Annotated in this window: 14 protein-coding genes; 2 read left to right on the top strand and 12 right to left on the bottom strand. The window is 71.3% G+C overall.

Annotated elements, in window-relative coordinates; translation table 11 throughout:
• The first annotated feature begins 8 nt into the window (after window positions 1-8).
• Entirely contained in the window at window positions 9-1,472 is a 1,464-nt protein-coding gene (locus tag LWF15_RS28830; RefSeq protein WP_232814110.1) for an FAD-binding oxidoreductase, read from the top strand.
• Between the two features lie 3 nt (window positions 1,473-1,475).
• Here LWF15_RS28830 and LWF15_RS37905 read toward each other — a convergent pair whose 3' ends face one another.
• From LWF15_RS37905 to pepN, 7 genes are all read right to left on the bottom strand, one after another.
• Entirely contained in the window at window positions 1,476-2,924 is a 1,449-nt protein-coding gene (locus tag LWF15_RS37905) for a GGDEF domain-containing protein (protein ID WP_232814109.1), read from the bottom strand.
• 160 nt (window positions 2,925-3,084) lie between these two features.
• Entirely contained in the window at window positions 3,085-4,281 is a 1,197-nt protein-coding gene (locus LWF15_RS28820) for a hypothetical protein (RefSeq protein ID WP_232814108.1), read from the bottom strand.
• A 57-nt stretch (window positions 4,282-4,338) separates the two neighbouring features.
• Window positions 4,339-4,995: a response regulator gene (locus tag LWF15_RS28815; protein ID WP_232814107.1), complete on the bottom strand. Its 657-nt coding sequence runs from the start codon at window positions 4,993-4,995 to the stop codon at window positions 4,339-4,341.
• Window positions 4,992-6,215, bottom strand: coding sequence for a sensor histidine kinase (locus tag LWF15_RS28810; protein ID WP_232814106.1), 1,224 nt, complete (start codon window positions 6,213-6,215; stop codon window positions 4,992-4,994). Before LWF15_RS28810 ends, LWF15_RS28815 begins: the two co-directional genes overlap by 4 nt.
• A gap of 69 nt (window positions 6,216-6,284) precedes the next feature.
• Window positions 6,285-14,594, bottom strand: a complete 8,310-nt coding sequence (locus tag LWF15_RS28805; RefSeq protein ID WP_232814105.1) for an IPT/TIG domain-containing protein — start codon at window positions 14,592-14,594, stop codon at window positions 6,285-6,287.
• Window positions 14,595-15,275: 681 nt separating this feature from the next.
• The gene (locus LWF15_RS28800) at window positions 15,276-16,820 is read right to left on the bottom strand and encodes an alpha-amylase (RefSeq protein ID WP_232814104.1); all 1,545 of its coding nucleotides are present in this window, start codon (window positions 16,818-16,820) and stop codon (window positions 15,276-15,278) included.
• Between the two features lie 95 nt (window positions 16,821-16,915).
• Complete coding sequence (gene pepN / locus LWF15_RS28795) at window positions 16,916-19,465, bottom strand: aminopeptidase N (RefSeq protein WP_232814103.1); 2,550 nt, start codon at window positions 19,463-19,465, stop codon at window positions 16,916-16,918.
• Between the two features lie 73 nt (window positions 19,466-19,538).
• Between pepN and LWF15_RS28790 the strand changes: the two genes are divergently transcribed.
• On the top strand, window positions 19,539-20,162 hold the full coding sequence (locus LWF15_RS28790) for a class I SAM-dependent methyltransferase (RefSeq protein ID WP_232814102.1): 624 nt from the start codon (window positions 19,539-19,541) through the stop codon (window positions 20,160-20,162).
• A gap of 20 nt (window positions 20,163-20,182) precedes the next feature.
• On the opposite strand, the gene LWF15_RS28785 is transcribed toward LWF15_RS28790, so the two are convergent.
• The 5 genes from LWF15_RS28785 to LWF15_RS28765 all read right to left on the bottom strand — a co-directional run.
• A complete protein-coding gene (locus LWF15_RS28785) occupies window positions 20,183-21,268 on the bottom strand; it encodes a glucosidase family protein (protein ID WP_232814101.1) in 1,086 nt (361 codons plus the stop codon).
• Entirely contained in the window at window positions 21,265-21,975 is a 711-nt protein-coding gene (locus LWF15_RS28780) for a class I SAM-dependent methyltransferase (protein WP_232814100.1), read from the bottom strand. The genes LWF15_RS28785 and LWF15_RS28780 overlap by 4 nt, the downstream gene beginning before the upstream one ends.
• A gap of 34 nt (window positions 21,976-22,009) precedes the next feature.
• The gene (locus tag LWF15_RS28775; protein ID WP_408624245.1) at window positions 22,010-23,269 is read right to left on the bottom strand and encodes a glycosyltransferase family 4 protein; all 1,260 of its coding nucleotides are present in this window, start codon (window positions 23,267-23,269) and stop codon (window positions 22,010-22,012) included.
• A gap of 100 nt (window positions 23,270-23,369) precedes the next feature.
• The gene (locus LWF15_RS28770; protein ID WP_232814098.1) at window positions 23,370-24,719 is read right to left on the bottom strand and encodes a mannitol dehydrogenase family protein; all 1,350 of its coding nucleotides are present in this window, start codon (window positions 24,717-24,719) and stop codon (window positions 23,370-23,372) included.
• Window positions 24,716-26,162: UxaA family hydrolase (locus LWF15_RS28765; protein WP_232814097.1), on the bottom strand; the 1,447-nt coding region annotated here is incomplete at its 5' end. The genes LWF15_RS28765 and LWF15_RS28770, both read right to left, overlap by 4 nt.

Below are 26,162 nucleotides of genomic sequence, written 5' to 3'. Positions count from 1 at the left end.
AGGGCCTGATGACCACAGCACCCCGCAGCGGCAAGGGCCTGAGCAGACGCAACCTGTTCTCCCTCGGGGGCGCGGCCGCCCTCACCATCGCCGGTGGCTCGAGCGCAGCACTCGCCGGCGGCCTGCAGGGCGCGGGCGACGTCGACTGGCCCGGCCTGCGCAAGGCCCTCGACGGTTCGCTGTACCTACCCGGCGACCCGGCCTACGCGCAGGCCGCGCTGCCGTACAACAGCGCCCTGGGCCCCCGCACCCCGGCAGCCATCGCCATGGTCAACGGCCGCACCGACATCAAACGCTGCCTGACCCGCGCGGCCGGGCACGGCATCCCGATCGCCCCACGCTCCGGCGGCCACAGCTACGCCGGGTACTCCACGCCCGACGGCGGCCTGGTGATCGACGTGAGCCGGGCCAACAAGATCACGATCAAGGACGACGGCACCGTCCAGATCGGAGCGGGCGCCCGCCTGTCCGAGGTCTACGCCGCGCTGGCCGCGCGGGGCCGCGCACTGCCCGGGGGATCCTGCCCCAGCGTGGGCATCGCCGGGCTCACCCTCGGCGGCGGCATCGGCGTGCTGTCCCGCCCCTACGGCCTGACCTGCGACCACCTCACCTCCGCGCACGTCGTCACCGCCGGCGGGGAACTGCTGCGGGCCGACGCCAAGCGCAACGCCGACCTGTTCTGGGCCCTGCGCGGCGGGGGCGGCGGCCAGGGCGGGGTGGTCACCGACCTGACCTTCGCCACCGTCGCCGCGCCCACCGTCACCGTGTTCTCACTGACCTTCCCCAACCCGGCCACCCCGGCCGCGCTCAGCGCCTGGAGCCAGTGGATCGAGACCGCCCCCAAGGCGATCTCCTCGGTCTGCCACATCAACAGCGGCACCGCCACCGACCCGTCCGCACGCAACCGGATCGTGGGTACCTTCGTGGGCACCCCGTCCAAACTGCCCCCGCACCTGAGCACCCTGATCGCCGCCGTCGGCACCGACCCCACGGCCAGGACCGTCAGGAGCTACACCTACCTCGGGGCCATGCAGCACTTCGCGGGCCAGAACACCGGCCGGGAGAAGTTCCGCGCCGCCTCGCGCGTGCTCAAGGGCACGCTCAGCACCGCCCAGGCCCAGCAGGTCACCGACCTCATGGCCGCCCGGCGCGGGCTGGTCCTGCTGCTGGACTCCCTGGGCGGCGAGGTGGCCGACCTGTCCCCCACCGACACCGCCTTCGTGCACCGCAAGGCCCTGGCCTCGGTGCAGATCTACACCTCCAGCGCCACCGGCGACCCGGCCGTGCTCGCCGTGCAGAAGGCCCTGACCCCGCTCACCGGCCCCGGCTCGTACGTGAACTACCTGAACGCCGGCCAGAACGACTGGGGCAGCGCCTACTGGGGCAAGAACCTGACCCGGCTGAGGAAGGTGGTCAAGAAGTACGACCCCGACGGCGTGCTCGACTTCGCCCAGAACGCCCGCAACGCCTGAATCTCAGGCCACCTGGACCGGCCGGGGCCGCTCGGCCGGCCCCGGCCCACCGCTGTCATCGGCCACCACCATCCGGTTGCGCCCCCGCGCCTTCGCCTCGTACAGCGCCTGGTCCACCTTCAGCATCAGCTCGCCCGGCGGGGTACGCCCGTCCCACCGGGACACACCCAACGACACCGTGCGACCCTCCGGCACGACCCGGCGCAGGGCATCCAGCCGCGCCAACCCGGCGATCTCGTCCTCGGCGCGCAACAGCACGGCGAACTCCTCGCCGCCCCACCGGGCCAGCAGCCCTTCCGGCCCCAGCACGTCCTGCCACTCCAGCGCGGTACGGCGCAGCAGATCATCACCCGCCTGGTGACCGTGCGAGTCGTTGAACTCCTTGAAGTGGTCCAGGTCCAGCAACGCCACCAGGAGCACGCCCGGCTCCCCGCCGCTCTGCGCCCGCAGCATCGTCGAGCTCATCTGCGCGTCCCAGGTCCGCCGGTTCGCCACCTTGGTCAGCGGATCCGTGGCCGCCAGCACGTCCAGCCGCCAGGCCTGACGCCGCAACTGCCGGATCAGCCCCCAGATCCGCACCGCCACCAGAGAGATCAGGAACGCCGAGCCCACCCCCAGCTGGACCACCGAGCTCAGGTCCGGGGAGTCCCACGAACCGTAGGTGATGATCACCAGCGAGGGCAGCATCGCCGCGAACGTGAGCACGGCCAAGCGCAGCGCCCCCAGATCGACGCCGGACTCCTCGGCCCGTACTTCCGCCTGCCGCTCAGCCTGCCGCGAGGGCCGGCCGATGGCCATGGCAGCGAACCCGGTGAACAGGTAGAACGCCAGCCACAGCAGGTTCTGCACCGCCGTGTAGCCCAGCAGGCTGCTCAGCGACTGGACGTTCATCATCACGTCGGCGGTCAGCGTGCTGATCATCGCCGTCGCCAGCCACAGCACCGAGCGCGTGCGCGTACGGTCGCCCCCCAGCAGACGGGCGATCAGATACACCAGCATCACGTCGATCAACGGGTACACGCTGGAGACCGCCCGCACCAGCAGAGGCTGCGAACTGTCCGAGACCACCGGCTGGACCAGGAACGTCACGGCCAGCGTGGCCACACTCAGCGAGACGATCGCGGCGTCCAGCAGCGAGCCCGACCGCCGGCCCGGAATGTCCTTACGGTCCAGGCGCAGCACGGCCATGGCCATCGGGAAGTACCCGAAGAAATAGACCAGGTCCGCCAACGAGGGATAGGTCTCCCACCCCTGCTCGAAGGCCACCACGGTGTACACCTCGCCCGTGGCCCAGAACGCGGAGCTCAGCAGCAGCAGGTTCCACGGCCCCCGCTGCACGGCCGGGATCCGCCGCACCGCCACCACGGTCAGGAGCATGCACAGGCCGAACGCGACCAGGTACGTGTAGTACGAGACGCGCTCGCTGTACGGAGGCAGAGTGGCAGCCGGCACGCTTACGGCCGTCAGCACAGCGAGCGCAGCTAGCCCTCGGCTCCGCGCCGCAGGGTTCACCATGTTCGGTCCATCGTCCAAACACCTCTGGGCTGCAGGCCCGCGCATCGAATTCGCCCCATCGGCCGACCACCCTCCGTGACCGGGCACCCCTCGACGGCTACCCCGCCCGGCGTGTCTGAGCCCGGAACGCAACCCCCACCAGCAGCGCGCCCAGCACCCCGAACACCGCGTACCCGGTCATCGACACCCCGTCCGTCGCCCCCACGAAGTCGCCCACGACGAACGCGAACGGCGCGGCAACCGTGATGGCCCCGGCCACCAGCGCCAGACGATGGCGCTCGCTCCAGCCCGTGCGCCGGCTCCAGCGCAGGCCGGTGGTGAGGGTGGTTATGGCCAGGGCGATCCCGATCGCGACGCCGGGCCAGCTCGGGGGCAGGAGGTTGAAGAGGAGCAGAACAATGGACGAGGCGAGCCAGGTAACGCTCACAGAGGGCGCCTTGGGCGGGTGTCCGGCTCGGTGGACCCGGCCGATTCGGCGGTTCTTCAGGAACGACCTGGCTTCGCGGTACCCGCCGGCTCCCTCGACCTTCGTGGTCTTGTGGCCGGTCTTGTGGTCCTTGCTGGTCCTGTGGCCCCCGCTGGACCTGTGGCTCCCGCTGGACTGTTCGATTCTTGGTGGGTCCGTGCGCGACTTCCGCTTCTTGGACTCTCGTTCTTGCGACGGCCTGTTATCAAACAATGGGGAGAGTTCCTCGTCCCCCCAGAACGCAGCGACCACGAAGGCGGCCGCGAGCAGCAAGGTGAAGCCCTGCTGCGGCAGCGTCAGCCAGTAGTCCTCGACCTCCCGGGCGTCCGTCCCGATCAGCGCGAACCCTCCCCCCAGCCAGGCCACCGTGGACCAGTAGCCGGTGCGCCCCAGCCACGGCCCGTGCTCTCCCCCGTGCTCTTCCCCGTGGTCGTACAGGGCCTCGGTCAGCGCGATCGGCACGGCGATGCTGAACACGGCGTGGTTGACCACGAAGGCCATGCCCCAGTAGATGTTCCAGTCGATCCACGGCACCACCGGTCCGGCCAGGTCGAAGCCGCCGTAGCCGGAATCGAACATGGAGGCGTCGACCAGGCCCGCCTGGAACGTCCCGAAGGCCGCCCCCAGCCCCACGATCGTGGGGTAGCCGCGGCCGGTGCGGCGCACGATCTCGTGGATGAGCACCGCCGCCGCTCCGTACAGCGGCATCAGAAAAGGAAGATTGACCAGATCTCTCAGCGAGATCCCGCCCAGCAGATACTCCGCGCAGAACGGGGCCAGCACAGCGAGGGTGATGACCGGTGCGAGACGGAACCTTTGAACGTCCATGATCTCGACGCTAGGAGCGCGGCCGGTGCCCGCACATCCGTCCTGGGACGGAGCCGTTCAGCGCCGGGGATGAACCAGCCCGGCATCGTAGGCGGCGACCACGGCATGCACCCGGTCGCGCAGGCCCAGCTTGCGCAGCACCGCCGAGACGTGGGTCTTGACCGTGGCCTCGCTGATCCACAGCCGGGCCGCGATCTCGGCGTTCGACAGCGGAAGGGCCACCAGCCGCAGGACCTCGACCTCGCGCTCGGTCAGGGCCTGCAGGTCGGGCGGCGGGCCGCCGGGCGAGAGGGCGTTGAACTCGGTGATCAGCCGGCGGGTGACCGAGGGCGCCAGCAGCGCATCCCCGCGCACCACCACCCGGATCGCCTCGGCCAGGTCGGCCGGGCGCACATCCTTCAGCAGGAAACCACTGGCCCCGGCGCGCAGCGCGGCGTGCACCGCGTCGTCCACGTCGTACGTGGTCAGCACCAGCACCCGCGAGCCCACGCCGGAGGCAACGATGCGACGGGTGGCCTCCAGCCCGTCCATCACCGGCATCCGTACGTCCATCAGCACCACGTCGGGCACCAGCTCGGCCGTCAGGCGTACCGCCTCGGCCCCGTCCGCCGCCTCACCGACCACCTCCAGATCGTCGCGGGCGTCCAGGACCATGCCGAAACCGCTGCGCACGAGTTCCTGGTCGTCGGCCACGAGCACCCGCAGCGCGCTCACAGACGCACCGCGCTGTGAGCGGGCAGACGCGCCACCACCCGGAATCCCTCGTCCCCCACAGCCCCTGCCTCCAGTACTCCACCCACCAGCGCCGCCCGCTCCCGCATCCCCTGCAGACCCCGTCCCGCGCCCGCAATCCCAGGCGGGCGCACCCCATCCAGGCGGCGGCACACGTTCTCCACCACGATGGACAGCTCCTTGTCCCCCACGTCCAACCGCACCTGCGCCCCAGCTCCCCCGCCGTGACGCAGAACGTTCGTCAGGGCCTCCTGAACGATCCGGAACGCGGTCAGCTGAACTCCCAGGGACAGCCCGTCCACGTCCCCGTCCACAGCGAGGTCGATCTCCAGACCGGCCGCTTCGAGAGGGGAAATGATGTCAGGACGCAGGCGGGCCAGCGTGGGCTGGGGGGCCAGCGGCTTCACGGCCTCCGCGCCCTGCTCCTGGAACCTACGGAACACCCACGGACGCCCCGGCCCCTGGGACGGCTCGGCAGCCGCCGAGTTCACCGCAGAGTTCACCGGCGAGCTCGGACCCGGCCCGGCCGCCAGCAGGCGTCTCAGCTCGGTCAGGGCGTCGCGGCCCGTGGCCTCGATCGAGCGCAACGCCTCACGGGCCCGCTCGGGCCGGCGGTCGAACACGTCGTCCGCGGCCGCGGCCTGCACCACGATCACCGAGACGCTGTGGGCGATCACGTCGTGGATGTCCCGGGCCAGGCGGGACTGGTCCTCCACGGCCTGACGGGCCACGGCCTGCTCGATCATCAGGCGGTGACTGCGCATGCCCCACGAGACGGCCCAGACCGCCACCGCCACGATCACGGCGAACTCCACGTCCTCACGCAGGAAGACCGACTGCGGCATCACCAGCAAGGTCAACCCGACCACCCCGGCGAGCGCGGGCAGCGAGTAGACCACCGGGCGGCGCGCGCTCAGGGCCCACAGAGCCACCAGCGCCCCCCAGGGGAACAGGCCTTCGGGGGCATGAAGCTGCAGCGGGACCCCCGCGACCAGGTTCGCCACCATCACCTGGACCGGGTAGGTGCGCCGCTTGTACAGCGACAGGCCCGCGACCATGGCGGCCAGCGCCGTACCCCAGCGGACCGCGGACGAATTGTCGGTGGTGCTCCATTCCACCAACGACATCAGGAAGAGGGCCAGGACCAACGGGAACGCCGCGTCGGCCAGGCGCACCACCCCCAGCAACACCCGGTTCAGCACGCTTCCACCGTAGGCAGGGCGGCGGCCGGGGACATCCCTCCTGAGACGGAGATGCCCCCGGCCGGGTCGTTACCTGCGCCTGCCCGGGCGGCTGCGCAGCCGGTCGAGGCTGATCAGGCCACTGCCCAGCAGGATCAGCACGAAACCGAAGGCGATGGCCGGCACCAGGAAGTACGGCGTGCCGGTGAAGGCCAGCCCGTCGCCCGAGTCCGCGCCCGAGCCACTGCCGGAACCCGTGCCGGAGCCGTCACCGGAACCGTCGCCGGGACCTGAGCCGTCGTTGCCTCCGCCGCCCCCGGTGCCCGAGCCCTCACCGTTGTCGTTGCCTCCCCCGCCGCCGGTACCGCTACCGTCGCCGCCCCCGTTGTTGCCGCCGCCTCCGCCGGTGCCGTCGCCCTCCTCCACGACCGTGATCTGGACGGTCTGGGTGGCCTGCTGCCCGATCACGTCGACCACGTCCATCGTGAACGAGTCCGTCCCCGGTTCCGTCGGGGCGGTGTACGCGCAGGCCAGGTCGCCGGCGCCGACCTGCGTCGAGCCGCCGCCGGTGGGGGTGCCGCAGGCCTGCACCTTCAGGCCGGTGTACTCCGGGCCCCGCGGCGCGATGACCGAGGTGGTCCCGGCCGGCACCTCGATCGCGAACGTGGTCGCGGAGGGTACCGGGATGAAGGTGAACGACTGCACGAAGCTGGTCGTACCGGCCGCGTTGGAGACCTCGATGGTCACCGGGCCGGCCGGGTGCGGCGGGGCCACCACGCTGAGCGAGTTCGAGTAGGCGGCGCGGAACGCGGCCGGTGCCACCGGCCGCAGACCCGTCCCACCGACGTCCGGGCCCAGCGTCACGCCGGTTCCCGGTACGCCGTCGAACGTCACCATGGTCTGCTCGTCGAACCGGGCCCCGTTGATGGTCAGCACCGTGCCACCGGCGACCGGGCCCACGTTCGGGCTCAGCGAGTCCACCCGCGGCAGTTCCGACAGCGGAACGTAGGTGTAGCCGACGTTCTCGCTGCTGGTGCCGTTCGGGGTGGTCACCTGGACGGTGAGGGTGCCGGTACCGTCCGGCGGCACCGTCACCGTGATCTGGGTGTCGCTGAGCACCGTGAACTGCGCGGCCGTACCCCCGACCGTCACTGCGGTGGCGCCGGTGAACCCGATCCCGCTCAACGTCACCGTGTTGCCCCCGGCCGCCGGTCCACGGTTCGGATCGACCCGTGAGAGCAGCGGTGCAGCACCGGGTTCGACGTACCGGAAGCGGCTGCTGGCGTCCGGGGCGCTGGTTCCGTTGGGGCCGGTGACCGTGATGTCCACCGTGCCGGCCGCGTGCGCCGGGGTGGTGACCGTCAGGGAGGTGTTGCTGCTGACCGTCGGGGTCACGCTCGTGCCGCCGAAGGACACGGCGGTGGCCCCGGTGAATCCGGTGCCCGTGATGGTCACCCGGGTGCCACCGGCGATCGGGCCTACGGACGGGTCGAGGCCGGTGACGTTCGGAGCGGCCACGTACGTGTAGGTCGCCGCCGGGGACAGACCCGCCGGGGTCTGCAGCCGCACGCTGCGGTCACCCACCAGACCGGCCGGGGTGACCGCGGTGATCGTGGTGTCGTCCACGACGGTGAACGACTGCGCGCCCACCCCACCGAAGAACACCTGGGTGGTCCCGCTGAAGCCGGAGCCCCGGATGGTGACCGCGCTGCCGCCCTGGACCGAGCCCGAGTCCGGGGTGATCGAAGTGATCACCGCCGGGCCCTGGTAGCGGAACTGATCCGCCGGACTCGTCGCCGACGTACCGCCCGGAGCCGTGACCGTCACATCCACGACGCCCGCCGACTGCGCCGGCGCGGTGGCCGTGATCAGGCCGTCCGTGCTGACCGTGACCAGGGTGGCCGGCAGCGACCCGAAACGCACGAGGGTCGCCCCGGTGAAACCGCTGCCGGTGATCGTGACCACCGTGCCACCGGTGAGCGGGCCCGCGTCCGGGGTGACGTCGCCGACCACCGGCGCGGCCACGTAGCTGAAGTCGTTGCCGTTCCCGGCCGTGCCGGAGTCACCGTTGGGCGTGCTGACCACGACCTCCACGGTGGCGGCAGTACCCGAGGGCGGGGCGGTCGCAGTGATCTGGGTGGGGCTGTCCACGCTGAACGTGGTCGCCGCGGTGGCACCGAAGCGCACCGCGGTGCTGCCGGTGAACCCGGTTCCGGTGATGACCACCGCCCGGCCGGCGAGCGGGCCCGAGGCCGGTGCGATCGAGGTGACGGTCGGGGCCGGGAGGTACTCGAAGGCCGTGGCCGGGCTGATCTGCGAGAGCCCGCCGTCGCCGGTGATCCGCAGGTTCACGGTGCCGGTGCCGCCCGGGGAGGTGGTACGGATCTCGGTGTCTCCGACGATGCTGAACGAGGCGGTGTCGCCACCGAAGCGCACCGAACTGGCCGAGGCGAACCCGGAACCACGCACCACCACGGCCGTCCCTCCGGTCTCCGGTCCTTCGGCCGGGGTCACCGAGGTGATCTGCGGGATGTCGACGTAGGTGAAGTTCACCGAACCCGAGGTGCCGTAGGTGGTCTGCACGCTCACCTGACCGATCCCGGCCGCGTGGGCGGGAGTCAGGAACCGCAGCTCGGTCGCGTCCACGAAGGTGACCGGGGTGACCTCCACGCCGTCCACGAAAACCCGGGAGGCGCTGGTGAATCCGGTACCCGTGACGGTCACCGGTGTGCCCCCGCCGAGCGCTCCCCGGTTGGGCGTGATGCCGCCCAGGGTCGGCAGGCCGGCATAGGTGAACTGGTCGGCCGTGGTCTCCGGGGAGGTACCGAACTGGCCGGTGACGGTGACGTGGAAGGTTCCGGCCATGCTCATCGCCGGGCTGGTGGCGGTGATCTGGGTGTCCGAGTCCACCGTGTACGTGGCGTTCTCGGTGCCGAATTTGACCCGGCCCGGGCCGCTGACGGTGGTGAAGCCGGTTCCGGTGATCACGACGGGGGTTCCGCCGGCCACGGGTCCGGACGCCGGGCTGAGCCCGGTGACGGTGGGCGCGGGCTGGTAGGTGTACTGCCCGGCCGCCGAGGCGCCGCCGGCTGAGGTGGTGACCACGACGGCGACCGGCCCGGCCGCGTGCGCGGGGGCGGTGACGGTGAGCTGGGTGGCGCTGTCACGAGTGACGTTGGTGGCCGGGGTACCGCCGAAGGTCACGGTGGTCACGTCGAAGAACTGGGTACCGGTGATGACGACCTGGTTGCCGCCGTCGAGCGGTCCGGCCGCCGGGGCCACCCCCGAGACCGTCGGCTGCCCCACGTAGCGGAAGTCGTCCCGGCTGCCCGCCGTCGACGACGTGCCACCCGTGGTGGTGACCGCGACGTCCACCAGGCCCGCGGGCCCGGCGGGGGCGCTCGCCCGCAGCGTCGTGGAGTTCACGAACTGCACATTGGTGCCCGGGGTCGCGCCGAAGCTGACCGTCGAGCCGGGGGTGAAGCCCGTCCCGCTGATGGTCACCACCGTGCCCCCTGCGGCGGAGCCGGAGTCTGGGGAGACACCGGTGACGACCGGGCTGTCCAGGTAGGTGAACTCGCCCGCCGGGGTGCTCGCCGAGGAAGCGTAGGGCCCGACGATCGTGACCCTGACCGTTCCCGCGCTACCCCCGGGGGCCACGGCCGTCATCTGGTTGTCGTTGACCACGTTCGGGTTCGCGGCCAGGACGTTGCCGAAGCGCACACCGGTCGCGTTGGTGAACCCGGAACCGTTGATGGTCACGAGCGTCCCACCGGCCACCGGCCCGGACGTGGGTGTGAGGTTGCCGACCACTGGGGTGGGCACGTAGGTGTACTCGTTGGCGGGGGCGTTCGCCGATGTGCCGCCCAGCAGCGTGCTCACCCGCACGTTGAACGTGCCCGCCGTGTGTGCCGGGGCGCTCGCGGTGATCAGGGTGTCGCTCTGACGGGTGAACTGGGCTGCCGTTCCCCCGAAGTCGACACCGGTGACGCCGGTGAACCCGGTGCCTGTGATGCTCACCGTCTCACCACCGGCCTCCCCGCCGACTGTCGGTGACAGCCCGGAGACCACCGGCGTCCCCACGTAGGTGTAGTCGTCGGCCGCTGTGCTCGACGAGATGCCGCCCGCCGTGCTCACCCGCACGTTCACCGTGCCCGGCACCAGGGACTGCGGGGCGGTGGCGGTGATGCTGCTCGAACTGTTCACCACCACGCTGGTGGCCGCGGCCAGGCCGAAGTTCACCGTGCTGGCGGGCGTGAACCCGGCACCCGTGATGGTCACCGTGTTCCCACCGGCCAGCGGGCCCGTGCTCGGGTTGATCCCGCTCACGGCCGGCGCCCCCAGGTAGGTGAAAGTACCCGGGGCAGAAGACCCGCCGTCGGCGGTGGTGACCGTGACGTCCACGGTGCCGGCACCGTGCGCCGGAGTGACCGCCGTGATCACGGAGTCGCTGACCTTGAGGTAGCTGACCGCGTTGACCCCGCCGAACCTGACCGCCGCAGCGCCGCTCACCGTGTCGAAGCCACTGCCGTTGATCGTGACCGCGGTCAGCCCCGTGGTCGGGCCGGCGTCCGGGCTCACCGTGCTGACCACGGGCTGGGCGATGTAGGTGAAGTCGTTCAGCAGGGCCAGAGGCACCGACGTACCCCCGGGCGCCACCACGGTCACCTGAACCGTGCCTGCCCCGTGCGGCGGGGCGAGCACGTCGAGGCTGTTGTCGCTGCTCACGGTCGGCACCACGGAAGTCGTGCCGAACCTCACCTCGGTGGCCCCCGTGAATCCGGTGCCCGTCAGCGTCACCGGCGTGCCCCCGCCGATCGGCCCGGTGTTCTTGGACAGCGTCAGCACCGTGGGCACGCCCGCATAGGTGTACGAGCGCGAGTTCGAGGTGTTGCCCAGGCCCGAGGAGACCGTCACGTTCACCGTGCCGACGCCGGCCGGGGCCGTGGCGGTGATCTGGGTGTCCGAGTTGATGGTGAACGTCGCCGCGAGAAGGCCGAAGTCGACGTCGGTGGCCTGGTTGAACCCGGTGCCGGTCAGAACGACCTGGTTACCGCCGACCAGCGGCCCGCGGGCGGGAGCGACGGATCCCAGGGTCGGCGCGCCCAGGTAGGTGTAGGTCGCGGGCGCGCCCGGTCCACCGTTGAGGGTGGTGACGACGACGTCCACGTCCCCGGCCGCGTGGGCGGGAGCCAGCGGGACGGTGATGGTCGTGGGCGTGAACTGGGTGAACACGACCGGTGTTCCGTCGAAGGTGACGCTGCTGGTGCCGGTGAAGTCGGTGCCGGTGATGGTGACCGTGGTACCCCCGATCGCCGGGCCGCTGCTGGGCGACAACGACGTGACGGCCGGCGCGGCGACGTAGGTGAAGTCGTTGCCCGCCCCTGCGGTGGAAGAGGTTCCGCCGGGCGCGGTCACCACGACCTGGGCCGTTCCGGTGCCAGCCGGCGCCTTGGCGGTGATGCTCAGGTCACTGGAGACGGTGATCGGCCCGTCGGCCGGGACACCGTCGAAGGTGACGCTGGTGGCCCCGGTGAAACCGGTACCGGTGATCACCACGTTCGTCCCGCCGGCCTCCGGCCCGGAGGCCGGGAGCAGCCCGGACACGGTCGGCGCAGCCACGTAGGTGAACGTGGCCGCCAGGTTGAGGGTGGCGGCGATGGGCGTGGTCACCGTGACATTCACCGGTCCGGCCAGCCCCAAGGGCGCGGCCGGAGCCACCGCAGTGATCTGCGTGTCCGAGTCCACGGTGTAACTGGTGGCGTTCGTGGCACCGAACTTCACCGCCGCCGCGCCGGTGGTACCAGTGAACCCGGTACCGGTGATCGTCACGCTCGTGCCGCCGGAGACCGGACCACTGGTGGGACTGAGCGTGGTCAGGGTGGGGGCACCGCGATAGGTGAACACCGATCCCGGGTCCTGGGCGCTGATCCCGCCGTTGGGCGTGCTGACCCGCACGTACACCGGCCCGGTCGGATGGCCCGGCAGGACCGGCACGGTGATCTGGGTGTCGTTGTCAACGGTGAAGGCCAGCGGGTTCGTGCCCCCGAAGCTGACCGCGCTGGCGTTGCTGAATCCGCTGCCCCGGATCACCACCGAGGTCACCGGCAGCCCCAGGGCCGGCCCCTGATCAGGCGTCACCGACGTCACCACCGGAGCCGCCACGTAGGTGAAGCGATTGGCTCCGCTGGTGGTGACCGTGCCACCGGCGGTGGTCACAGCGATGGCTGCCGGGCCGGCTGCGCCGGCAGGAGTGACGGCAGTGATGCTGGTGGAGTTGTTCACCGTGTAACTGGTGGCGTCCACGCCGCCGAAACGCACCGTGCTGGCCCCGGTGAAGTTGGTACCGGTGATGGTGACGCTGGTACCCCCGGCCACCGGACCGGCTGACGGCGAAATACCGCTCACCGTGGGCGCGGCCGCATACGTGTAGTTGTCGGCGCTGGTGTCGGCCGACGTGCCACCGGGCGTGAGCACCCGGACGTCGACCGTTCCGGCCGAGTGCGCCGGAGCCGTGGTGGTGATCTGGGTGGGGCTGACCACGGTGAACGCCGAGGCGTTGTTCCCCGCGCCGAAGCTCACCGCGCTCGCACCGGTGAAGCCCGTACCGGTAATGGTGACCGGCGTACCGCCGGCCGTCGGCCCGGCAGACGGGCTGACGTTGGTCACCGTGGGCAGAGCGATGTAGGTGAACTGGTCGGCGGCCGAGGCGCTGGAGGTGCCGGACGGGTTCGTGACGGTGATGTCGATCGTGCCGGCAGTGCCCGCCGGGGCGATGGCGGTGATGCTGGTCGGCGAGTTCACCGTGTAGCTGGTCGCATTGGCGTTGCCGAACTTCACGGCCGCGGCCCCGGTCAGACCCGCGAACCCGGTGCCGGTGATGGTAACCGACGTACCCCCGGCACTCGGGCCGCTGGAAGGCGCCACATTCGTCACGGTGGGCTGGGTGACGTACGTGAAGTTGTCGGCGCTCGTGTTGGCCGACGTCCCCCCGGCGGTGGTGACCGCGACGTCCACGGTGCCGGCCGAGCCTGCCGGGGCGGTGACCGTGATGCTGGTGCCGGTGTTCGCGGTGATGGCGGCGCTTGCGTTGCCGAACTTCACGGCCGTCGCGTTGGCCAGCCCGGTACCGGAGATGGTGACGCTCGTTCCACCGGCGAGATCACCCACGGACGGGGAGAGCCCGGAGACCGTCGGAACCGCGACGTAGGTGTACTCATCGGCCGTGACCACGTCGGACTGGCCGCCGGACGTATTCACCCGCACGTCCACCGGACCGGCCGAGCCGGCCGGGGCCACCGCAGTGATCTGCGTGGCGCTGTCCACGCTGAAACTGGTGGCGGCGGTACCGCCGAAGCTGACGCCGGTCGCGCCGGTGAGATTGGTGCCGGTGATGGTCACGCTCGTGCCGCCCGCGGTCGGGCCGCGCGTCGGATTCATCGCGGTGATGACCGGTTTGGGGACGTAGGTGTAGTCGTCCGCGGCAGTGTTGGCGGAGCTGGCGGTCGGGTTCACCACGCGTACGTCCACCGTGCTCGTGCCCGGCGGGGCGACCGCGGTGATGCTGGTCAGCGAGTTGATGGTGTAGCTGGTGGCGCTGGTCGAGCCGAACCGCACGTCCGTAGTGCCGAGGAAGCCGGTGCCGGTGACCGTGACGCTGGTGCCTCCCGCCTCGCTGCCCCGGATCGGCGAGATCCCCGTGACCGCGGGCGTGGGCGGCACGGTGGTGCCGCACTCGCTGGTGCCAACGTCCAGGTTCACCGCGGCCAGGCCGGCCACGTTGATGGACACCCTCACGGCGACCACCTTCCGGGCGTACTGCCCGGCGCCCTGGCTGGAGGTGCTCTGGTAGTTCAGGATGATCGACCCGGCCGAGACCGGCGCACCGAGCACAGTGACGGTCAGCGGGATCGTGTAGTTGACCGGGATCGGCCCGGCCGGGATCGCCGCCCCCAGATTCAGCCCGCCCCCCAGCTGCAGGCCGGTCACGGTGGCGGAGCCGGTGACACCGCTGCCGGTGGCCGCGCACTGCGACTGGGTCGGGCCGAGCCGCACCAGGCCGCTGGCCACGTTCAGGTTGGCCAGTTCGGCACTGGAGTTGGCCCGGTCGTAGAGCGGATCGGCGGTGGCCGCGCTCTGCAGCACACCGGCCGAGAGCACCGAGTCCAGGCCCAGACCGGAGGTGTTCACGGCCGAGTTGCTGGTGGTGCCCGGGTACTGCGAGGCGATCACACTGGCGATGTTGACGTTGGCCGCCCCGAGCAGGGCGACACTGCCGTTGAGCACGTTGGCATTGGAGATGACGGTGCCGGTGAACGCCGAACCCGGCTGCGCGGCAACCGGAACCACGGCCCCGGCGACCAGCGCCGCAGCCAGACCCCGGGCCGTCGCCCGACGCATCCCGCCCAGCCGACCGAGCCCACCCGACCCCGCCGCCGGAGCAGACCCGGGCAACCTGCCCCGGCCGTCCGCTCGACCAGGACCAGGAAACCCGGGCGAGCGAACCGCGCGACCAGAACCGAGCAACCCGACCCGGCCACCCGCGCGACCGAGGCCGGGCAACCCAACCCGGCCACCCGCGCGACCAGAACCAGGCACCCCATCCCGGCCGTCCGCCCGATCAGGAGCGGGCCACCCGGACGAACCCTCCGCGCGACCAGAACCGGGCAACCCGACCAAGCCACCCGAGCGACCAGAACCGAGCAACCCGACCGAGCCACCCAAGCGACCAGGATCGGGCGACCCAACCGGGCCACCTGAGCGACCCGGTCGATCGAGCGGACCGTGGCCACCGACGTCCGTGCTTGGTTCGCCCCGAACCCGTCCACTTACCCAGGCTGCCAGCCTGTTATCACCGAGCAACCGATGCCACGCGCGCATGCCCGCACTCCCCCAGAGTCCCCCACATCCCCCGACGTGGCGTGGGTGACTCTAGGTAGAGCGCGAATTACAGAGAGGTAATTAGCTCGGCGTGTCGGGAGAGCCGTGCAGATGATGCCGGGGCAGCCGGGACATAAAGGCCCGAGTCCCTACCAGCGCCGGAGTCCTACCAGCGCCGAAGTCCCTGCCAGCGCCCGAGCCCTACAGGCGGTCGGCCTTGGTGAACGCCACCGCACTCTTGCCCTTCACGGTGACCTTGGCCCGCCCGTCCGAGCCCACCTGGACCGTCGAGCCCGAGCACTTGCCCTTCTTCACCGTGCCGGTGGTGACGTCGCAGTAGGTGCCCCCGGGCAGCCCGGTGTCGAAAGTGGCCGTACGCGGCTGCTTGTCGTTGTTCAGAGCCATCCAACCGGCCTTGCCGCGACTGAAGGCGATCAGGTTGCCGCCGTCGTCCCACCAGTTACGCACCGGGGAACGGCCCACGTGGTTGTGGAACGAGACCATCCCGGTCACCGCCGGGTCCGAGTGCACGCACACCCACGCCTTCGAGGTGCAGTCGGTGTCGGTGATGTACCCATCCTTGTCCGCGGGCGGCGAGGCATCCGTGGTCTCCCACGCGAAACTGCTGTACACCTGCGGGGTTCCGTAGCCGTAGCCGAGCAGGAACTGGTTGGCCAGCACGTTGGTCGCGCCGTCCTTGTAGTTCAGCGAGTCGCCGTTGCGCTCGGTGTCGTGGTTCTGCACGAAGCTCAGCGTCTTCCTGCTCGGCGTCAGCCCGGAGCCCTCACCGAACCCCTGCAACGTGGCCAGACTGCCGGTGGCGTTCTCCGGGTAGCTCTTGAACGCGTTCTTCAGCTGGATGTCGGCGTCCAGCCCGAGCACCGCCGAGCCCGCCTCGGTGAAGGCGTGCGGCGAGAGGATGCCCGGTCCCCCACCGAACACCTCCAAGGCCACGTAGGGGCGGGTGCCGTCCACGGTGTCGCGCAGCTTCTTCTGCAGGGCGATCAGGTCGGCCTGGCCGATGTGCTTGGCCGCGTCCACCCGGAACCCCGAGACTCCCCAGCCGAGCAGCTTGTTCAGGTAGCCGGCCAGCTCCTTCTGCACCTCGGGCCGGTCGGTACGCAGGTCGGCGAGACCGACCAGCTCACACTTCAGCACCTGCTGCAGGTTGTTGAAGTCGTCGATACCACCGGTGGCGGACGGGCAGTCGGTGCCCTTCTGGTGGAAGTCGGCCGCGTCGTACAGTCCCGGATACTCGAAGTGCGAGTACGAGCGGCCGCCGTACGAGACCGATCCCTGCCCCGTCATGTGGTTCACCACGGCGTCCACGTAGACCTTCACCCCGGCCTGCCGGCAGGTCTTCACCATGGCCCGGAACTCGGCCTCGGTGCCCATCCGCCCGGCCAGCTCGTACGAGACCGGCTGATAGATCTCCCACCAGGGATGGAGCACGGTGTCGCTACCGTCGCCGAGCTTGGTGCGCTTGAGCGAGTCGGCGGGCTGGGAGACCTGGACGCCGGCGTAACCAGAGGGCCCGAGGACGTTCGTGCACTCCTTCGCCACGGACGTCCAGTTCCACTCGAACAGGTTGGCCATCACGTCCGAACGTCCCGTCCCGGCCGCCTGCACCACCTGTTGTTCAGGGGGCGCCGGGCGGTCGCGCTCCAGAGCGGCCATGCCCCCGAGCGGCAGACCGATCGCGGCCAGGACGGCCAGAGCACTCAGGGACGAGGAGCGTACGGACATGCGATCCCCCATGGTCGACACTGACCCACCGACGGCGTTGCGCGTAGCAACCGAACCGTAGCTGCCCGCACACGCCCCCGGCTAGGGGCTCCCGCTCAGCGGCCCTGAATCTTCTGCACCCGCACCAGCTCGTCGCGCCCCTCCAGCACCAGCCGGCGCAGCCACGACGGCGGCTGCGCCTCGGCCAGATACTGCTCCGTCAGCGCGAGGGCCTCGGCCGCCGTCTCGGCCGCTGCCGGATAGGCGTCCTCGGCGAACGCCTGCGTGCGCTCGCTCGGCCAGACCGCGGCCACGTTGACCAGCACGTCGAAGTACGCCTGGGTGAAAGGACGCACCAGCTCGCCGTGTTCGGCCGCCCGCAGCCCAACCAGCGCCGACTGCAGAGTGCCGAGCGGCTGCGTGCCCGAGGTGATCGCCTTCCAGGCGGCCGACTTCGCCTCTGCGGCCGGACGCGCCGCGGAACAGGCCGCGGCCTGCGAGCGCCCCTTGTCGGTGAGGTCGCGCTGCAGTTCGGCGTCGATGCGCTCCTGGGTGGCCCGGCCGGTGGTGGCCAGGCGCAGCAGCAGGCTCCAGCGCAGGTCGGTGTCCACGACCAGACCCGGCACGGTCTCGCTGTCGGTACCCTCGAGCAGCGCCTCGACCAGGTCGAGCTGCTCGGGCGCCGAGGCCGAGGCGGCGAAAGCGCGCACGTAGGCGAGCTGTTCGGGAGATCCGGCACCGACGGACCGGGCCAGTTCGAGCGTCACGGCGGCCAGCTCGGGAAGCTTCTGCGCGCGGGCCGAGGGCTCCAGGTACCGCTTGGCCGCGGTGACGGCCTGGTTCAGCAGCGTGCGGCGCACCACCGCGTTCGGCACCGTGCCCACGTTCTCGAGCACCAGGTCGACGTAGCGCCCGGGCGGGAACTGCGCGTCGCGCACCATGTCCCAGACGATCGTCCAGCACACGGCCTGGGCCAGCGGGTCGCCGATGCGCCCCACGCCCTGCCCGTCCGGGGCCGTGACCAGGGCCAGTGAGGCCTCGTCGAGGCGGACCTTGGCGTAGGTGAGGTCGTCGTCGTTGACCAGCACCAGGTCGGCGCGGGCCTGCCCGATCAGCTCCAGCACCTCGGTGCGGGCGCCGGAGACCTCCAGCTCGACCCGGTGCCGGCGCACCACGGCACCGGCCTTCTCGTCGTACAGGCCGATCGCGATCCGGTGCGAGCGCAGCGTGGGGTGCTCCGGCGGGGCGGTCTGCAGCACGGCGAAGCTGCTGTAGGTGCCGGACTCGTCCAGCGTGAACTCGGCGTGCAGGGTGTTCGGGCCGGTGGTCTGCAGCCATTCGGCGGCCCAGCCGTTCATTTCCCGGCCGGTCTCCTCGGTCAGCGCGGCGAGCAGGTCGGCCAGGGTGGCGGTACCCCAGGCGTGCCGGGCGAAGTAGCGGCGCAGGGCCGCCCAGAAGGTCTCCTGGCCGATCGTCGCCACCAACTGTTTCAGCACCGACGCGCCCTTGTGGTAGGTGATCGCGTCGAAGTTCACCTCCATCGAGCGGATGTCGACGATGTCGGCCGCGATCGGGTGGGTGGTGCTGAGCTGGTCCTGCCGGTAGGCGCGGGCCTTGGCGTTGTCGGCGAAGGTGACCCAGGCGTCGCTCCAGCGGGTGGCCCCGACCATGGCGCTGGCCGCGGCGTAGGTGGCGAACGACTCGTTCAGCCACAGGTCGTCCCACCACTGCATGGTGACCAGGTCGCCAAACCACATGTGCGACATCTCGTGCAGGATCGTCGCGGCCCGGTTCTCGTACTCGGCGTCGGTGACCCGCGAGCGGAACACGTACGTCTCGGTGAAGGTGACGCAGCCGGGGTTCTCCATCGCGCCGAGGTTGAACTCGGGCACGAAGGCCTGGTCGTACTTGCCGAAGGGGTAGGCCATCCCGAACGCGCTCTGGAAGTAGCCGAAGCCCTGCCGGGTGACGTCGAGGACGGCCTCGGCGTCGAAGTGCGGGGCCAGTGACTGCCGGCACAGCGTGCGCAGCGGGATCACCACCTCGGCGCCGTCCACCTCACCCCGGTACTCGCCGGAGACCACGTGGTACGGCCCGGCGACGATCGCGGCCAGGTAGGTGGACAGGCGCTCGGTCTCGGCGAAGCGCCACCGCCGGCCCTGTGCCACCGGCTCGACCGCGGTCTCGGGCGAGTTGGAGACCACCTCCCAGTCGGCCGGGGCGGTGACCGTGAAGGTGTAGCGGGCCTTGAGGTCGGGCTGGTCGAAGCAGGCGAACACCCGCTGGGCGTCGGCGGTGGCGAACTGGCTGTGCAGGTAGACCCGATCGTCCACCGGGTCGACGAAGCGGTGCAGGCCCTGGCCGGTGCCGGAGTAGGCGAAGTCGGCGACCACCCGCAGCGTGTTCTCGGCCTCCAGGCCGGCCAGGGTGATCCGGCCGTGCGGGTCGGCGGTGACCGGGGTGCCGTTCAGGTCGGCCTCGCGGCAGGTGGCCTCGGCGATCTCGGCGAAGGTGGTGGCGCCGGGCTGGGAGGAGGTGAACCGCACGAGGGTGGTGGAGCGGAACGTCTCGGGCCCGGTGGTGAGGTCGAGCTCGACGTCGTACGAGTGGACGGTGAGCAGTCGGCTACGCTGTGCTGCTTCGTCTCGGGTCAGGTTCCCAGCCATGGTCCGCAGCCTATGCGCAGTGCCCCGGTCACCGGACAAACCCCTGCACCAGGGGCTCCCCTATCCTCACGCCATGGCCTCGCCCACCGCCCTGCTCGCCGCCGCCCAGGCCGCCCCGGGCTTCATGCCGCCGCACGAGGGCCAGGCCCTGTACCGGGCCGCCCTGGCCGCGAGCGCCGAGGGGCCGCTGCTGGAGGTGGGCAGCTGGATGGGCAAGTCGGCGCTGTACCTGGCCGCGGCCGCCCGGCAGCGCGGAACCCAGGTGGTCACCGTCGACCACCACCGGGGCTCCGAGGAGCACCAGCCCGGCTGGGAGTACCACGACCCGGGCCTGCTCGACGGGCTCGGCCGCATCGACACCCTCCCGGCGTTCCGCCGCACCATCGCCGAGGCCGACGCAGAGGACGTGGTGGTGGCCGTGGTCGCCCGCGGCGAGACCCTGGCCGCGATCTGGAGCACCCCGCTGGCGTTCCTGTTCATCGACGGCAGCCACACCGACGAGTCGGCGCAGCGTGACCTGGCCGCCTGGGCCCCGCACCTGGCCCCGAACGGCACCCTGGCCATCCACGACGTCTTCCCTGATCCGGACGACGGCGGCCAGGCCCCGTACCGGATGTACCAGGCCGCCCTCGCCACCGGCGCCTACGAGGAACTGGAAGGGACGCACTCGCTGCGGCTGCTGCGCCGCAAACCCTGAATCAGCCCTCAGGAGGCCGGTCAGGACGCGACGCCGTCCAGGTCGTCGTCCTCGGCCGACCGGTGGCCGAACACATCGGCGGTGGCCCGCCCACCGCCGATCAGGTCGACGGCCAGCACCACCGCCGCGCCGGTCCAGGTGCTGCGTTCCACCGGCCAGCGCTTGCCGTCCTCGAGCACCAGCCCTGTCCAGTAGGAGCCGTCGCTCTCGCGCAGATGCTGCATGGCGGCGACCAGTTCGGCAGCCCGCCCCAGGTCGCCCGCGCCGGCCAGGGCAAGGGCCAGTTCGCAGGTCTCGGCCCCGGTGACCCAGGGCCGGTCGTCCACACACCGGATTCCCCAGCCCGGCACCACGAACCGTTCCCAGTCGGCCGAGAGTCGTTCGAGTGCGGCCTGGCCACGCAGTGCGCCCCCGAGCACGGGGTAGTACCAGTCCATCGAGAAGCGGTTACGATCAGCAAAAACGGACGTTTGGCGCGACTTTTCGAGCAGGGTCACCGGGCTGCCGTGTCCACTGATCATCAGAGCCAGACGCGTCGCCGCGCGCTCCCACTCGCCCGCAACGTCCAGACGTCCCATCTGGTGCGCGATCCGGGCCCCACACCGAAGAGCGTGGTGGATGCTCGAGCAGCCGGTGAGCAGGGCCGTGGGATCGGCAGAACCCTGGGGTGAGCGGGCCCAGCCGATCGTGCCGTTCGGATTGGCCAGCCCCAGAACGAATCCCAGGGCCCGGCGGACCATGGGCCACATCCGCGCCAGGAACTCGTCGCCACCCCCGCTGAGCCAGTGGTGCAGCACCCCGACCGCGACGTAGGCGGCGTGGTTGCTCTCGGCCGTCGCGTCGGTGACCGATCCGTCCGCTGCGTAGCGGGCGGCCCAGCTGCCGTCGGCACGCTGCTCGCGCCGCAACCACTCGTAACCGGCCAGCGCCTGGTCGTTCAGGCCCGCCACGTCCAGCGCCATCAGGCACTCGACGTGGTCCCAGGCGTCGACCTGCCCGCCGGCCTCCCACGGCACCGCTCCGCCCGGAAGCTGCACCGCGGCGATGCTGTGCGCCGTCTCCAGCAGGTCCGCAGCCTGAGGCAGTACCGGAAGAGTGTGGCTCACGCCGGCTTGTGCAGATAGAGGACGACGCTCTTGCCGATCAGCGGGTTCAGCGCCGCCTCCAGCACCCGGGTGGTGCGCGGCTTCTTCACGATGTCCCAGACCAGCAGCCGGTGGTAGGCGCGCACCACGGCCGCGTCCCGGTTCACGCCGACCGCGCACTTCAGCCACCAGTACACGCTGTGCAGGGCGTGGGCGTGGGCGGTGCCGGTGTGCTGCAGGCCCGCGTCCTGGCACAGCGACGCCAGTTCCGAGGCCTTGTAGATGCGTACGTGCCCACCCTCGTTGGCGTGGTACTCGTCCGACAACGCCCAGCAGATCCGCTCCGGCAGCCACCGCGGAACGGTGATCGCCGCCCGGCCACCCGGTTTCAGCACCCGCGCCAGCTCGGCCACCGCACTTGCGTCGTCCTCGATGTGCTCCATCACCTCCGAAGCGATGACCCGGTCGAAGGACGCGTCGGGGAACGGAAGGGTGCGCAGGTCACCGACGACCGGGGCGGTGCGGGTACCGGCCGGCGTCTCCCCGGCCAGGTCCATCGCGCCGGTCCAGGTGCGGGTGGTGGCCAGGTCCTTGTGCGACAGGTCGAGCGAGACCACGTGCGCGCCGCGCCGGTACGCCTCGAACGTGTGCCTGCCCTCACCGCACCCCAGGTCCAGCACATCCATCCCGGCCTGCACGTCCAGCCGGTCGTAGTCCAGCGTCAGCACCTACCCCGCCCTACCATTCCGCTCGTCGAACACATCAGGAACCCACGGCCGCGATCGCGTCCGAATACCACTGCGCCGTACGGCTGGCCGTCAGCCGCCAGGTGAACTGCTCGACCACCCGCGACCTTCCGGCCTCGCCCAGCCGGCGGGCCAGGGCGGCATCGTCCAGAAGCCGCCCGATCGAGCGGCCCAGGGCGTCCACGTCCCCGGAGGGCACGTGCAGGGCGGCCAGCCCGTCCGGCCCCACCACCTCCGGCAGCGCGCCCGCAGTGGTGACCACCAGGGGCACACCGCAGGCCATCGCCTCCACCGCCGGCAGCGAGAACCCCTCGTAGCGCGAGGGAACCACCGCGACCTGGGCGCTGCGGAACAAAGCCGCCAGCGCCTCGTCCGTAAGCCCTTTCACGAAACGCACCACACCGCTCAGCCCCAGCCGGGTGATGGCCTGATCAGCCGCCCCACCGGGCCGCGCCGCCCCCACCACGACCAGCTCCACCGGCCGCTCCACGGCCACCTTGGCAACCGCCTCGATCAGGTCGTTCAGCCCCTTCAGGGGAACGTCGGCGCTGGCCACCGCCACCACCCGCCCGGCCACCGGCTCCGGGCCGGCGGTCGGGGCGAACGTCTCCTCGTTCACTCCGACCCCGATCACCCGCAACTTCTCAGCGCGCACCCCGAAAGCCCGCACGATCTCGTCGCGCGAGGCCTGGGAGACGGTGGTGAGCCAGGGAAGCCGCCGCGCGACCCGCCCCTGCATCCGGCAGAACGCGTACCACCGCCGCAGCGACAACTGCTTCGCCCGGTCGCCCGCCTCCCGCGCCGCCGCCAGCTCCAGGTCACGATCGACGGTGATGGGATGGTGAATCGTGGCCACCAGCGGAATCCCCCGCCGCGCCAGTTCTGCCCGCAACCCCAGCAACCCGTAGCCCAGCGACTGGTTGTCGTGCACCACATCGAACTCGCCCAACCGCGAGCGCAGATGGTGCCACGCCCGCAGCGAGAAGGTCAGGGGCTCCGGGAACGCCGCCGTACACATCAGCCCCCACTCCAGCACGTCGACCGGCGAGCGGAACTCACGCAGCCGCGGGGTACGGAACGGATCGGGCTCGCGGTACAGGTCGAGGTTGCGCAGGTGGGTCAGCCGCACCCCCGGATCGAGCTCCGGCAGCGGCGGTCCGGAGAACACCTCGACCTGATGGCCGAGCGTGACCAGCTCACGGGACAGATGCCGGACGTAGATGCCCTGCCCGCCACTGTGCGGCTTGCTGCGGTACGACAGCAGCGCAATGCGCAAAGGGCGTCCTGCCTGCAACCGCCGGTCCATGTCCATGAACTGATCACGATATCGGCTCCCTGGCACGCGGACGCGAACCCCCGCACGCCGGGAGCCTGACCTACCCCTTGCGGCGCCAGCTTCGCGCCACCTGAACCTGCTCGACCAACGCGGCCCGCAGTTCCCCGTCGTCCCGTAAGTCTGGGGCGAAGACCTCGTCCACCCCCAGCAGTGCCTCCACCAGCCCCGCGGCACTGTCGGGGGCAGCGGTAACAGCAGAACTGAGGACGTCGGCGTGCGGGTCGTCGAGGGGAAGGCCGGTGGAGTGGGTGGTCGCCTCTACGTAGGCCATCCAGGCCGCGACGCCGAGGATCGCGGCCTGGGGCAGGCGGCCGGCCGCGCGGGCGTCGCGGATGGTGCCCAGCAGGCGGGGGCCGAGCTTGAGGCTGCCGTCCATGGCCACCTGCACGGTGCGGTGCGGCAGGGCCGGATTGCCGAAGCGCTGCAGCACCGTGCGCCCGTACTCCAGAACCTCCAGGCCGTCGGGGGCCAGGGTGGGGGCGACGTCTTCCTCGATCAGGCGCCACGCCGCCGCGGCGAGGGCGTCGTCGGAGGCGGCCTGGGCGATCGTGGTGTGACCGGCCAGGGCGCCGAGGTAGGCCAGCAGGGAGTGGGCGCCGTTGAGCACCCGCAGCTTGCGCCGCTCGTAGGGGGCCACATCGGCCACCAGTTCGGCGCCGGCCTTCTCCCAGGCCGGGCGGGCGGCGGCGAAGTCGTCCTGGATCACCCACTGCCGGAACGGTTCGGCCACCACGAGCGCCTCGTCGAGCAGGCCGAGACGCTCGGCGGCCTCGGCGCGGTCGGCGGCGGTGGTGGCCGGCACGATGCGGTCGACCATGGAACAGGGGAAACGGACGTGGTCGGCCACCCAGGCGGCCAGCGGGGCCGGGCTGTGCTCGAGGACCAGCTCGCGCAGCACCTCGCCGTTGCCGTTGAGGTTGTCGCAGGACAGCACGGTCAGCGGCGCGCCCCCGGCAGCCCGGCGGGCGGCCAGGCCGGTGATCAGCCGGTCGAGGGCGCCGCCCGGGCCGGGGCGGTAGCCCTTCTCGGTGATGGTCAGCGTGACCACCTGCACCTGTTCCTGGGCCAGGCGCTCGGTGAGGCGCTCGGGCTCGCTGCTGCCGTCGACCACGTCACGCACCACGTCGATCACATCGAGGCGGACGCCCTGCGGGCCGCGTTCGAGCACCGAGTACAGGCCCTGCTGCGGCCGCAACTGCTCGGCGACCGTGGCCGAGCGCTGGGTGACCCCGCAGATGCCCCACTCCCCCGGCGCGGCCGCGAGCTGGGTGTACACGGCCTGGTGGGCACGGTGGAACGCGCCGATGCCGAGGTGCACGATGCCGACCGGAGCCTGCGGCCCGAACTCGTGCTCCCCGCGGTCGAGCGCCTCAGGGGAAAGTCGTTTCACAGCACGGCTCCGATCTGCCAGGGCACGATCTCTTCCTGCCCGGCGCCGAGTTCTTCGCTGAGGGTGGGCTCGCCGGAGGCCACGTCGAGCACCCGGTCGTAGATCTGCCGCCCCACGTCGGCCACGTCCAGGCCCTGTTCGACGATGCCGGAGCAGTCGATGTCGATGTCGTCGGCCATGGTGCGGGCCAGTTCGGCGTTGGTACCGAGCTTGAGGGTGGGCGCCGGGCGGCTGCCCAGCACCGATCCGCGGCCGGTGGTGAAGCAGAGCACGTTCGCCCCGCCGGCCACCATGCCGGTGACCGACACCGGGTCGTAGCCGGGCGTGTCCATGAACACCAGCCCGGGCCGGGGCACCTGCTCGCCGTAGCCGACCACCGCCGACAGCGGGCTGTGGCCGGCCTTGGCCACCGCCCCGAGCGACTTCTCCAGGATGGTGGTGATGCCGCCGGCCTTGTTGCCCGGGGAGGGATTGCCGTCGAGGGTGGTGCCCAGCGAGGCCGTGTACTCGCGCCACCACTCGATCCGCTCGCGCAGGTCCGCCGAGACCTGCTCACTGACCGCGCGGCGCATGAGCAGCACCTCGGCGCCGTAGATCTCGGGGGTCTCGCCGAGGATGCTGGTGCCGCCCGCCGCGACCAGCAGATCGCTGGCCACCCCGAGGGCCGGGTTCGCGGTCAGGCCGGACCAGCCGTCCGAGCCCCCGCACTGCAGGCCCAGGACGAGGTGCTCGACCCCGGCCGGTTCGCGTCGGAGCCCGGCCAGGGACTGCGCCATCTCCCGCACCACGCCCGCTCCCCTGGCCACGGCCGCCTTGGTGCCACCGGCGTCCTGAATCGTGTAGGAGACCACCGGGACCTCGGGCGAGAGATCGAGATCGGACAGTACGCCGGACATCTCGTTGATCTCGCAGCCCAGGCCGACCACCACCAGGCCGGCGATGTTGGGGTGGCGCGCGTAGCCGGTGAGGGTGCGGCGCAGGATGTCCCAGCCCGGGCCGCTGTTGGCCATGCCGCAGCCGGTGCCGTGGGTGAGGGCGACCACCCCGTCGACCGAGCCGTCGGTCTCCGTGCGCACGAGCTCGTCGGTGCGGCGGGCGATCGCCTTGGCCACCCCCGCCGAGCAGTTCACCGTGGTCAGCACCGCGATGCTGTTGCGGGTGCCGACCCGGCCGTCGCCGCGGTGGTAGCCCAGGAAGGTGCGGCGCAGGCCGGCCGGCAGCTCCAGCGTGGAACCGTGCCCGACGGCGGATTCCGACGCGGCGCCCCCGTCGACGAAGGCCAGGTTGCTGGTGTGCAGGTGCTCGCCCGCCTGCACCTCGCGGGTGGTCACACCGATGACCTGACCGTACTTGCGCACCTCGGCCCCGGCCGGCAGATCCCGCAGGACCGCCTTGTGCCCGGCCGGGATCTCCTGCCGCGCCACCAGGTCGGGGGCGAGCAGG

It is taken from the genome of Kineosporia rhizophila (assembly GCF_021277265.1).
In the GTDB taxonomy this organism is placed as follows: Bacteria; Actinomycetota; Actinomycetes; order Actinomycetales; family Kineosporiaceae; genus Kineosporia; species Kineosporia rhizophila.
The sequence above is the reverse complement of the archived record's forward strand: the minus strand, read 5'-3'. Positions and strand labels throughout refer to the sequence as shown.